The 11,158-nt window shown below is 69.6% G+C and carries 8 protein-coding genes; 5 read left to right on the top strand and 3 right to left on the bottom strand.

The window, feature by feature from the left end; genetic code table 11:
* Positions 1 to 115 precede the first annotated feature (115 nt).
* Positions 116 to 928, bottom strand: a complete 813-nt coding sequence (locus QHF84_RS43600) for a PhnD/SsuA/transferrin family substrate-binding protein (RefSeq protein WP_281319515.1) — start codon at positions 926 to 928, stop codon at positions 116 to 118.
* Positions 929 to 1,026: 98 nt separating this feature from the next.
* Here QHF84_RS43600 and QHF84_RS43595 point away from each other — a divergent pair, with 98 nt between their 5' ends.
* The 4 genes from QHF84_RS43595 (at position 1,027) to QHF84_RS43580 (ending at position 7,202) form a co-directional block, all read left to right on the top strand.
* Positions 1,027 to 4,290 (top strand): outer membrane protein assembly factor, encoded by a 3,264-nt coding sequence (locus tag QHF84_RS43595; protein WP_281319514.1) that lies wholly within the window; start codon positions 1,027 to 1,029, stop codon positions 4,288 to 4,290.
* A gap of 207 nt (positions 4,291 to 4,497) precedes the next feature.
* Positions 4,498 to 5,622 (top strand): recombinase RecA, encoded by a 1,125-nt coding sequence (gene recA / locus QHF84_RS43590; RefSeq protein ID WP_281319513.1) that lies wholly within the window; start codon positions 4,498 to 4,500, stop codon positions 5,620 to 5,622.
* A 47-nt stretch (positions 5,623 to 5,669) separates the two neighbouring features.
* Positions 5,670 to 6,167, top strand: coding sequence for a histidine phosphatase family protein (locus tag QHF84_RS43585; RefSeq protein ID WP_281319512.1), 498 nt, complete (start codon positions 5,670 to 5,672; stop codon positions 6,165 to 6,167).
* Between the two features lie 69 nt (positions 6,168 to 6,236).
* Positions 6,237 to 7,202, top strand: coding sequence for an HD domain-containing protein (locus tag QHF84_RS43580; RefSeq protein WP_281319511.1), 966 nt, complete (start codon positions 6,237 to 6,239; stop codon positions 7,200 to 7,202).
* Between the two features lie 207 nt (positions 7,203 to 7,409).
* Here QHF84_RS43580 and QHF84_RS43575 read toward each other — a convergent pair whose 3' ends face one another.
* Positions 7,410 to 8,948 carry a hypothetical protein gene (locus QHF84_RS43575; RefSeq protein ID WP_281319510.1) on the bottom strand — a complete coding sequence of 513 codons (1,539 nt, stop codon included), beginning with the start codon at positions 8,946 to 8,948 and terminating at the stop codon, positions 7,410 to 7,412.
* Between the two features lie 39 nt (positions 8,949 to 8,987).
* Entirely contained in the window at positions 8,988 to 9,710 is a 723-nt protein-coding gene (locus QHF84_RS43570) for a hypothetical protein (protein ID WP_281319509.1), read from the bottom strand.
* A 68-nt stretch (positions 9,711 to 9,778) separates the two neighbouring features.
* On the opposite strand from QHF84_RS43570, the gene QHF84_RS43565 reads away from it, so the two are divergent.
* The gene (locus tag QHF84_RS43565; protein WP_281319508.1) at positions 9,779 to 11,140 is read left to right on the top strand and encodes a hypothetical protein; all 1,362 of its coding nucleotides are present in this window, start codon (positions 9,779 to 9,781) and stop codon (positions 11,138 to 11,140) included.
* Positions 11,141 to 11,158: the final 18 nt, after the last annotated feature.

The raw sequence follows: 11,158 nt of genomic DNA, 5'->3' as shown, positions 1-11,158 counted from the left end.
TCCGAGAAACCGCGCATCGCGCGGTTTCTCGGCCTTCGGTCCAGGCCGTGCCTGGTCCGGGGTGCAGGGGGCGGACAGCCCCCTGCTGGGGTGCGGGGCAACGCCCCGCTCCCGCTCAGCCGAAGCCGGGCAGATCGTCGAGTGCGGCGCGCACGGGTGCGTAGCTCTGCTCGCGACCGGGGATCCAGCGGCGCAGCCCTTCCATGTCGAGCAGCTTGCGGTGCTTTGGGTTCGCGTAGGCCATCTCTGACAGGATGCGCTTGAATGCTTCGACCTTGTCGGCGGCGAGTGTGGGCATCGCGTCGAACATGCGCAGGTCGAAGGTTGGCGTCGTCCAGAGAACGTCGACGATGCGTGGATCGACGTGCCCCATTGCCTGCTCGGCCTGGAAGACGAGGCTCCCGACGGCGCCTGCGTGGGCTCGACCTTCGTGTACGGCTGCGAGCACGGCGAGCTCGCTCGCGCCTGTGTCGCCGTGTTTGCCGACGTCGGAGTCGAACGCGAGGATCTTCACCTGGTTCAGATCCACGCCCGCCTGCTTCAGGTAGTAGAGCGGCAGGATCCGTGACTGCGCCGAGTCCCGCGTCCCCACGGCCAGCACCTTGCCGTGTAGATCGGTGAGCTTACGAACGACGACTTCCCGCCGGATGAGGATCTTCGAGCAAACGTCGCGGTCGCGGTCGCGCATCGCGATGCCGATGGACTTGCCTTCGGTGCGCCGCTTCACACGCACGTGGGAGATACCCGAGTTCCAGGCGATGTCGACGTGCCCGTGGAGCAGGGCCTCGATCTGCCGCTCGTAGCTGGAGAAAAGCGCGAAATCGAGGGACACGCCGTGCTCCTGGAAGTGCTCACGCATGCCTTCCCAGATGGTCACGACTTTCGGGTCGTATGCGACCGCCCCTATCAGGATCGTCGGATCAGCCATGCCGTACCTTTTGGCGAGCAACTCGGGCGGACGGTAGCATCGGGACGGGCGTCTCCAAAGGGCCGCGAGCCCCTCCGTGCCCCCATCTACCTCGGCCCGTGCCCATCCCGCGTTTTTCCCGGTCCCAACGAGCCCGCTGCCTTGCCGCGGCATGCTCGCTCGTCTGCCTGCTCGGCGCGGGAACGGCAGGGGCCCAGACCGCGAAAAACCAGGGCACGAGCCCCGGCGAGAGCGCTGCGCTTGCCGGCGAGGAGCCGCAGGCCGCGCTTGCCGCGCCGCAGCTCTCGCCGCCGCCGGACACGAGCGCGCTCGTGGGCAAACCGATCAAGCGTGTCGACGTCGTGACCGTCGGTTCGCGCTGGAGCTCGTCGCCGCGCGTCACGAAGGTCCGCGTGGGCGAACCGTTTCAGCCCTCGGCTGCGCGAACCGTGATGCGCGAGCTCACGGAGACGGGGCAGTTCGCGCGTGTGACGGTGGAGGTGATCGCCGAGGGAGATGGCGTGGTCCTGCGGGTGCACGTGCTACCTCGGCGCATCGTGGCCTCGATCCGCCTCTCGGGTGCGACGCTGGATCGCGCGGCGACGCTCGACGCGGCGCACGTGCGCGAAGGCGGCGAGATCACGGCGCCCATGCTGACGGAGATGGGGCAGCGGATCCGCCGGTACTACGCGGATCACGGCTATCCGCAGGCGAACGTCATGTCCGACGTCTCGGACACCGACGATCCCAACCGCGTCGTCTTGCGCATCGACATCGACGCGGGCGCGCCGCGCACCGTGACGCGCCGCAACTTCGTGATCACGCCCGGCATGGAGCGCGAGGTGAACGGCCTCGAAGAGCGCTACCGGTTCGGGGTCGGCGCGCGTATCGACGAGCCGCTGCTCGAGGAGGCCGATCGGGAGCTCGCCGAGGCGTTGCGGGAGAACGGCTTCTACCGCGCCGACGTCAAACACGCGGTGCGGCTCTCGGCGTCGAGCAGCGAGCTCTTCGTCTACGTCACGCCCGGGCCACGCGTCGTCCCGGTCTTCGAGGGCAACCGCTCCGTCGACGAGGTCGAGCTCTCCGCGGCGATCGCGCCCAAGAAGGGTTTCGAGCAGAAGACGCAGGAGCTCGTCGAGAGGCTCACCCGCTTCTACGTCCAGCGCGGCTTCCTTGACGCGAGCGTCGTCGCCGAGGAGCGCGGCGGCCCGAAGGATCCGGTCCACCACCTCGTGCTCAGGATCGACGAGGGTGATCAGGTGCGCGTCGTCCAGCGCATCTTCCCGTGCTTGCCGAAGACGTGGAACGCCGAGCAGGTGCGCGGCGAGATCGACAGCTTCCTCGTGGAGGATCTGCCCGGCGACAAAGGTTTTTCGCTGAAGGATCCGAACGCGGTCTCGGCGCTCTTCGGTGGCCGCGGGCCACGTGCCGTCGCGAGGCCGCTCGATCTGAACCCGGCCGAGACGTACGCGCCCGAGACCTACGAGCGCGCGCTCAAGCACCTGAAGGATCCCGCCTACAGCAAGGGCTACCTGAACGCCGTCGTCGGTCCCGTGCAGGTCGAGCGCGCGACGTGCAGCGCGCGCTCCCCCGCGGGCCGCTGCATCCCCGAGCCACGCGAGCCGAGCGAGGCCCTCTGCGCGAAGGACGCCCTCGGCCTCCCGTTGCCCGAGCCCGATCCCCCGCAGACGCTCGTGTGCCGCCCCGATCCCGTGAAGCACGTCGAGTGCTCGCGCGAGATCGCGCTGCGCATCCCGATGCACCTCGGCCCGCAGACCTTGCTGCACGATGTCGCCTTCGAGGGCAGCCGCACGCTCTCGGAGCAGGCGCTCTTCGAGACGAGCCGCCTCGAGCTCGGCAAGCCGCTCTCGACGATCGAGCTCGAAGCCGCGCGCCTCCGCATCGTCGAGGCCTACCGCGATCGTGGCTACGCGTTCGCCGAAGTGAAGGCCTCGATCGAGCCCTCGCCCGACCGCACGCGGGCGCGGGCTCGGTTCGCGATCACCGAGCGTGATCAGGTCATCGTCGGCGGCTTCGTCGTGCGCGGCGCGCTCCGCACGAGCGAGGCGCTCATCCTGCGCCGCGTCGCCCTCGAAGAAGGCAAACCATTCGTCGAGCGCGACGCGCGGCGCAGCGAGGAGCGCATCGGCTCGCTCGGCGCGTTCTCCAGCGTCTCGGTGGGCCTCGAAGATCCCGAGGTCCCGCAGAAGCAGAAGCGCGTGCTCGTCACGGTCACCGAACAGGTCCCGCAGTACCTCGATCCGCGCGTCGGCTTCTCCACGGGCGAGGGCCTCCGCTTCGCCGTCGAGTACGGCCACAAGAACATCGCGGGCCTCGCCATCGCGCTCACCCTGCGCGTGCAGCTCTCCTACCTCTTCGACTTCATCGTCCTCGATCCGGGCGTCCGCGCCGACTACGAGAAGAAGCTCAGCGTCGGCCAGCAGCTCGAACGACGGAACACCGCGTCGATCACCTTCCCCGAGATCGGCCTCGGCCCGCTCGTGAGCCTCTCGGTCGACGGCATCGACGTCCGCGACAACCAGCGCGGCTTCGGCATCAGCCGTCAAGCGCTCGTGCCCACGCTCGCCTACCGCCCGACCCGCACGATCACGATGCGCCTCGGCGCGTCCGCGGAGGTGAACGAGGTCGACGTCTTCAACGAGACGGCCATCGACTCGCCGATCATCCCGCTGCTCCGCGTCCCCTTCGGCAGCACGTTCGCCGTCGCCGAGCGCGTCAACTTCGCGTGGGACGGCCGCAACAGCGCCTTCGCCGCCACCAAGGGCGCGCTCGTCGCGCTCGGCGTCGAGCACGTCAACGCGCTGCCCACCGACGAGGGCGAGGCCACGATCAACAGCCACTTCCTGCGCATGTCCGGCCGCGTCGCCGGCTACTTCGAGCTCAGCTCGAAGGGCCCGAGCATCGCGATGAGCCTCGCGGCCGGCTACAACCTGCAGCTCAAGGAAGGCAGCTCCACCTACCCCGACCGCCTCTTCTTCCTCGGCGGCGTCGACACGATCCGCGCCTTCCTCGCCGACGCCCTCGTCCCCGAGGACGTCGCGCGTGGCCTCATCGCGAAAGGCCAGACCACGCGCTCGGCCGTCCTCGCGAACGTCCCGATCCGCGGCGGCGACCTCTCGATCAACCCGCGCCTCGAGCTGCGCGTCCCGGTCACCGACCTCTTCCAGGCCGGCTTCTTCCTCGACACGGGCAACCTCTGGAAGGAGCCGACGGCCATCGACTTCACCCTCCGCTACGCCCTCGGCGCGGGCCTACGCGTCACGACCCCCATCGGCCCCGTCGCGCTCGACTACGGCTTCAACCTGAACCGCCGCCAGTGGGAGGACATCGGCGCCTTCCACTTCTCCATCGGCCTGTTCTGAAGGAAATTTGGGATCGGACATAACCTGTCCGCTCTCCCGCCGTTCAGCCTTGCCTCCTGAACAGCCGGACAGTATACGCAGCCGAGACGAACGGTTCGTGGCGCGCTTTCTGACGCTTGGGGGCTACGCTAGGACAAGCCTAGCTACGCCCCCAAACCCCCAGCCGCAACCCATTACCCTCACTGCCCCCTGCCCCCCGAGGTCGCCATGAGTGACGAGAAGAACCCGAAGCAGAAGCTCGCCGCGCTGGAGCTCGCCATCGCGAGCGTCGAGAAGGAATACGGCAAGGGCGCGATCATGCGCCTCAAGGAGGGGCAGAGCCTGCACGACGACGTCGCCGCCGTCTCCAGCGGCTCGCTCTCGCTCGACATCGCCCTCGGCATCGGCGGCTACCCCCGCGGCCGCATCATCGAGATCTACGGCCCGGAGTCCTCCGGCAAGACCACGCTCACCCTGCACGCGATCTCCCAGATCCAGCGCTCCGGCGGCGTCGCCGCCTTCATCGACGCCGAGCACGCGCTCGACGTGAACTACGCGAAGAAGCTCGGCGTGAAGACGGACGAGCTGCTCATCTCGCAGCCCGACTACGGCGAGCAGGCCCTCGAGATCGCGGACATGCTCGTCCGCTCGAACGCCGTCGACATCATCGTGGTCGACTCCGTCGCCGCCCTCGTGCCCAAGGCCGAAATCGAAGGCGACATGGGCGACAGCCACGTCGGCCTCCAGGCCCGCCTCATGAGCCAGGCGCTCCGCAAGCTCACCGGCACCGTGGCCCGCTCGAACTGCCTGCTCATCTTCATCAACCAGATCCGCCTGAAGATCGGCGTGATGTTCGGCAACCCCGAGACGACGAGCGGCGGCAACGCCCTCAAGTTCTACTCCTCGGTCCGCATGGACATCCGCGCGATCGGCAAGATCAAGGAGGCGGCCGCGAGCGGCAAGGAGCCCGCCGTGGTCGGCAACCGGACGCGCGTGAAGATCGTGAAGAACAAGATGGCGCCGCCCTTCCGCGAGGTGGAGTTCGACATCCTCTACGGCCAGGGCATCAGCCACGCCGGCGACGTGATCGACCTCGCGACAGAGGCGAACATCGTCGAAAAGAGCGGCGCCTGGTTCTCCTTCCAGGGCGAGCGCATCGGCCAGGGCCGCGAGAACGCCCGCACCTACCTGGAGCAGCACCCCGACGTGCTCGAGCGCATCGAGACGCTCGTGCTCGCCAAGCACGGCATCCAGCGCCCCGGCAAGCCCGCCGACGCCGCGTCCGCCCCGGCCGGCAAGAAGGGGGACGCCGCCCCCGCCGAAGGCCGCCGCGCGCCCGCAAAGACCAACTGAGCCATCCCCGAGGGGGCCTTCCTCGTGGCAGGCTCCCTCTCGTCACCATGAACCTCTACGTGATGCGCCACGGCCTCGCGGCCGACAGCTCGCCGTCAGGGCGCGACCGCGATCGCCCCCTCACCTCCGAAGGCATCCTCGGCGTCGAGGAAATCGGCAAGACGCTGCGATCCCAGCACGGGCCCACGCTCGGCCGCATCGTGACGAGCACCTACCTGCGCGCGCACCACACCGCAGAGCTCATGGCCGGCGTGCTCGGCGCCGCGTCGATCCCGATCGAGACCTTCCCCGAGCTCGAACCAGACGAGTCGCCGCCGCTCTCGCTCCTGCACGAGCTCGCCGAAGCCGACGCAGACGCGCTGCTCGTCGGCCACCACCCGATGGTGATCGCGCTCCTGCGCACGCTCGTGCGAGACGTCGCGGAGCTTCCGCTCGGCCTGCATCCAGGCATGCTCGTGGGTATCGCGCGCCCGAGCAGGCCCGACGCGAAACCGCAACTCGGCGGGTCGTTCCGCGTGACCACGGTGCTCCGCCCGGGCCGGTGACGCGCGCGCTCGACAGGCAAGGCGCGCCGCGCTACCCCCTTCCCTCCCCCATTTTCCCCGAGATTGCGCGTGCAGGAAGAGACGAAGGCGAAGACCCCCGATCCGCAACGCGCCATGACGGCGCTCGCCTGGGCCGTCGAACGCGCCGAACGAGGCACACCCCCGCCGCCCCCCGAGCCAGGCGCCGCGCCCACGCACCCCGTCGCAGACAGCGAAGACTTCCGCGCCGCCTCGTCGCTCTACCTCCCCGACGTCCGCCGCACCATCGACCGCATCATCATGTCGCGCGACGCCGAAGACGGTCTCGACGCGCTCCTCGAATGCGGCGCACTCGCCGCGATGCTCCCCGAGGTCAAAGCGATGGTCGGCTTCGGCGACGGCGAGTGGCGTCACAAGGACGTCTGGAAACACACGAAGCAAGTGGTTCGGCAAGCCGTACCGCGGCTCGAAGTCCGATGGGCAGCGCTCCTCCACGACATCGGCAAGGTCAAAACCCGGACGATCTCGCCCTCGGGAGAGGTGCACTTCTTCGGCCACGCCGAGGTAGGCGCGCGCATGTTCGACCGGCTGGATCGCCGCATCCCGCTCTTCAACCCCGAGCCCGCGCTGAAGAGCTCCGTGCGTTTCCTGATCCTGCACCACCTGCGAGCAAGCCAGTACGAGCCCTCGTGGACGGACAGCGCCGTGCGAAGGTTCGCAAAGGAGATGGGCGATCAGCTCCAGGACCTGCTCGACCTGTCACGCGCAGACATCACCACGAAGCGCCCCGAAAAAAAGAAGAAAGGCCTGCGCCAGATCAGCGATCTCGCCGACCGCGTGGAGCAAATCCAGAAGCTCGACGCCGTCGTCCCGCCACTCCCGAGCGGCATCGGCGACGAGATCATGCGCGCCTTCAGTCTGCCGCCGTCACGCAAGATCGGCGAGCTGAAGAAGGCACTGGAAGCAGCCGTCGACAGCGGCGAGGTCCCGTCGCACCAGTGCGCCGACGTCTACCTCGCGTTTTTGCGGGACAACGCAGGGCGCTTCGGGCTCTGAGCGGAGCGTAGCGCCGGGGTTTCACCCCGGGCCCGACCAGGGGTTGTCCACCCCTGGACCCGGACCAGGGCAAGCCCTGGACGCGTGGGCGACGACTGCGCTTCGCGCAGTCGTCGCGGGGAAATTTTGTTTGTAGCTGTCCACCCCCCCTTTGCAGGGCAAGCCCCACGGGTGCATCAACCGCGATGCGGTCGATGCAAGAGGGAACTAGCGGCGGCGGTTCTCGACGAGCGACACGACGAAGTCGACGCCGCTACGCACGCGCTCCGGCAGGAGGCCGTCGATCCGCTTGCCCAGGCTGCGCTCGAACTTCGCACGCTCCTCGCGGAGATCCTCCAGGGAACGCGCGAGATCCCGCCTGGATGCATCGAGCTCACGCTGCACGCTGGCGAGTTCAGAAACCCGCTCGCCTAGCTCACGCTTCACGCTGGCAAGTTCAGAAATCCGCGCGTCCAGCTCCCCTTTCACGCTGGCCAGTTCACCAACCCGCTCGCCTAGCTCAGCCTTCACGCTGGCCAGTTCACCCACCCGCGCGTCCAGCTCCCCTCGCACGCTGGCAAGTTCGGAAGCCCGCTCGCCTAGCTCAGCCTTCACGCTGGCAAGTTCGGAAGCCCGCGCGTCGAGCTCCCCTCTCACACTGGCCAGGTCACCAACCCGCGCGTCAAGCTCCCCTTTCACGCTGGCAAGTTCGGAAGCCCGCGCATCGAGCGCCCCCCGCAGCGCTTCGACCTCCTTCCGAAGCGCCTCGACCTCCTCCTTCGACGGCCCTTGCACCAACAGCGCCAAAGGCTCCGCGGCCGGCGGCTCCGGCGCCGCAGCCACCTCGACGACCGCCGCCCGCATCACCTCACCCTCGGCCGTCCCGATCCAGATCGACGTCGCCCCCTTCGTCGTCGTCGCCAAAAGCACACGCGGCCGCCCCTTTCCACCCGCCGCCGTCGTGCTCACCGGCGCCCTCGGCCCCTCGCCCGGCGCCGCCAGCGACGCCGCGCCGTACAGCGCGATCTTCCCATTCGCGAACGCCACGACCACGCTCGCATCCGTCACCACCGCATCCGCGATCGGCGCCTCCAGCGTGACGAACGAAGCCTCCGCGCGCGCCCCGTCCCGCGTCACCACGCAGAGCCCCGTCCCGCCGCGCTTGAACACCAAGCAATACACGCGGCCGCCGCGCACCTGATCGAGCTCCGCCGCCTCCACCGGCAGCGTCACACGCGCGCTCGGCCCGCGCTCCGGCGCCGTGCCCGGATACACGCGGAGCTGCCCGCCTTGCTCGCCCTCGGCCAAGAGATACGTCACGCCGTCCCCCGCATCCCCCGCGCGCATGCGCCCCGGCACCTCCACGGGCCGCGCGCCGACCTCGCCACGACCGAGCGATAGCGAAAGCACCTTGCCCTCGTCGCTGATCGCGAGCGCGCCTTCCCCCGAAGGACGCGGCAAGAGCGTCCGCATGTCCCGCACGACCTCGCGCACCCGGTATGGGTCGGCGAGCGGCACGGACCAGACCGTTCCTTCCTTGTCGCGAACGAGCGCCACGTCCTTCGAGAGCAGCGCCACTTCTTGCGCGGTGATGCGAGGGAGATCGATCGCCTCTCCGCTCGTCGCCGTCACGGGCGCGACCGCGATACGAGCCGGCCTCGACGTCAAAAACGCGACGAGGCCCGTACTCCCGAGCCACGCAGACGCCGTGGTGCCCGAGCCGAGATCGAGGATCTTGCGCGGAGATTCGAGGTGCGAAGTCGACATGGCCCCGAGGTTAACCGAGGCCTGATGTCCGTGGACGGACTACTTGAGCCGCGCGTCACACGTCGCGCAGCGCTTCGGCACGGAGTCCTTGTGGTAGACCTCGCCGCACCGACCGCAGAGCCGTGCGTCGCGCTCGAACGCGATGAGCTTGCCGCTCGCCTTGCACTTGAGCCCCGCGACCTGCGCCGGCTCGAGCGGCAGCGTCTCGGCCGCCCCCTCCGTCGCGTTCTCCAGCGCCCCCGCCTTGACGTCCTCCATCTTCGCCGGGATCCGCTCGCGCGCCTCGCGCAGCACCTTGCCCGCCGCCTCCGGCAGCGCCGCCAGGGAGATCACGATCGACGTCCCCTCCCCCTCCACCGTCAGCGACCGATCGCCGAGCACGATCCGGCGCACCGCATGCCACGCGATCCGCTCGATCTCGTTCGTGCCCTTCTCGACCCCGACGCCCGCGTCGCCCACGCGGATCGGCAACGCCGGCCGCGGCCCGAACAGCGCCGTCACGAGCAGCACGGCGGCGCCGGCGGCGAGCAGGTACGGCGCCGCCTTGTGCGGCCCGAGCGCCTCGTCGCGCATCCATTGCCCGTACGTCCCGGCGCCGACGAGCACGGCCGCCACCGAGAAGGCCAGCACCGACAGGATCGCCGACGGCGAGCTCTTCGGCTCGAACCGCTTCTCCGTGCGCGGATCCGAGCGGAGCTTCAGCACGACCTCGTCCTGCGAAGGCGCCTTCTTTGCGCCCTTCTTCGTCTTTGCCTCTCCCATCGTCCCTCGCGCTTGCTCTATCGGATGCGCTGCCCGAACGCAAACGAGCCGCGGTAAACTCCCTTCGCATGCTCGGTCGCCTGGCCACCTACGTCGTCCCCGCGGCCTCGGTGACCGTCACGGCCCTCGTGCTCTTCGGCCCGGGTTCACCGAATCCCGCGCCCTTCGTACGGGTGCGCGGCGTCCCCGTGGCCGGCGGCCGGACGATCGCGCTCCGCCTGGAGGGCGCGCGGCGGCTGTTCGGCGTGGACGACGTCGCCGCGCTCGAAGGCGTGACCGTCGAGGTGACGGACGCCGGGGCACGCCTCGCGGCCCGGGAGGTCTCGCTCGGCCCGGACGGCGTGGGCGAAGTCTCGGTCGAGAAAAACGCGCCGCTCACGGGCCCGCTCGATGTCCGGGTTCTCCAGGGAAAAACGGTCCTCGCCGAGGGGACCGTGCCCTTGCGGCCCGCAGAACCCCCGCGGCCCGGCAGGCCGCCGGTGCAAGGCGTGGCGACGGGGGATTTGCGTATCTCGGTGGTCGTGCCGCGAGGCCAGCTCGCCTCACCTTTCCCCGAGGCCGTCGAGGTCCGCGTGCGCCAGCCCGAGGACCTCACGCTCCTGCCCGGTCGCGCTCCCGCAATCACGATCGAGGCGTGGGCGTCCGGCGCCACGATCGAGCCGGGACACGTGGCCTTGCGCGAACGGGGTCCGGCGACGTTCACCGTCACGCCCCTCGCGCACCTCGTCGAGCTCATCCTCGTCGCCCGCGATTACCGCGGAAACGAAGGCCGCTGGGAGGGCCTCTTGCCCGTGCGGCCGGGCGCGATCTGGCTCGACCCCGATCTCCACGCCGGCCTCACGTTCGTCTCGCCCGCCCCGCGGGATCGCGTCTACGCCTCCATCGTCACCGACGCGGGCCGCATCCTCGGCGCGGTCGTCCCCGTCACCCGCGACGACGCCGGTTTTTTCCGCGGCCACCTCGACCTCACGCATCCGGAAGGACCCGCGCAGATCATCCTCTCCGGCGATCCCGACGAGCGCGGCGACGCCACGATCGCCTGGCCCCTCGGGCCTCGATCCCTATCCGCCTCCGCGCCCCGCCTCGAGCCCTTGCTCGATGGCTCCGCCGCGGCCGAAGCACGTGAACACGCGAGAGCCTCCTCGGCGCGGCGCGCGGCCGTCTTCCTCCTCGCCGTCGCGGCCCTCGCGGAGGTCCTCTTGATCCTCGTACGCACGCGTCGATCACAACGTGACCTCGACGCAAACCTCGCCGCGGCCGTCTCGGCCGAAGCGAGCGACGAAGCCGGCGCGCCCATTCCGTCCGAGGACCAACGCCGTATCGTCGCGACTGCACGCGACAGCCATCCGGCGCTCCGCGTCGCGCTCGTGATCACGCTCGTGACGCTCGGCTTTGCGCTCCTCGCGGCCCTGTCCACGTTCCGCCGCTGATTCGTGGCACGGCTTGCC

Origin of the sequence: Polyangium sp. y55x31, from assembly GCF_029946505.1 — a bacterium.
GTDB lineage: Bacteria > Myxococcota_A > Polyangia > Polyangiales > Polyangiaceae > Polyangium.
This window is presented reverse-complemented; position numbering and strand designations above follow the sequence as displayed.

What these genes read in the sequence shown, in the direction of transcription:
- QHF84_RS43600 (WP_281319515.1), bottom strand. Translation starts at nt 928, where the DNA reads ATGGCTGATCCGACGATCCTGATAGGGGCGGTCGCATACGACCCGAAA.
- recA (WP_281319513.1), top strand. Translation starts at nt 4,498, where the DNA reads ATGAGTGACGAGAAGAACCCGAAGCAGAAGCTCGCCGCGCTGGAGCTC.
- QHF84_RS43585 (WP_281319512.1), top strand. Translation starts at nt 5,670, where the DNA reads ATGAACCTCTACGTGATGCGCCACGGCCTCGCGGCCGACAGCTCGCCG.
- QHF84_RS43575 (WP_281319510.1), bottom strand. Translation starts at nt 8,948, where the DNA reads ATGTCGACTTCGCACCTCGAATCTCCGCGCAAGATCCTCGATCTCGGC.
- QHF84_RS43570 (WP_281319509.1), bottom strand. Translation starts at nt 9,710, where the DNA reads ATGGGAGAGGCAAAGACGAAGAAGGGCGCAAAGAAGGCGCCTTCGCAG.
- QHF84_RS43565 (WP_281319508.1), top strand. Translation starts at nt 9,779, where the DNA reads ATGCTCGGTCGCCTGGCCACCTACGTCGTCCCCGCGGCCTCGGTGACC.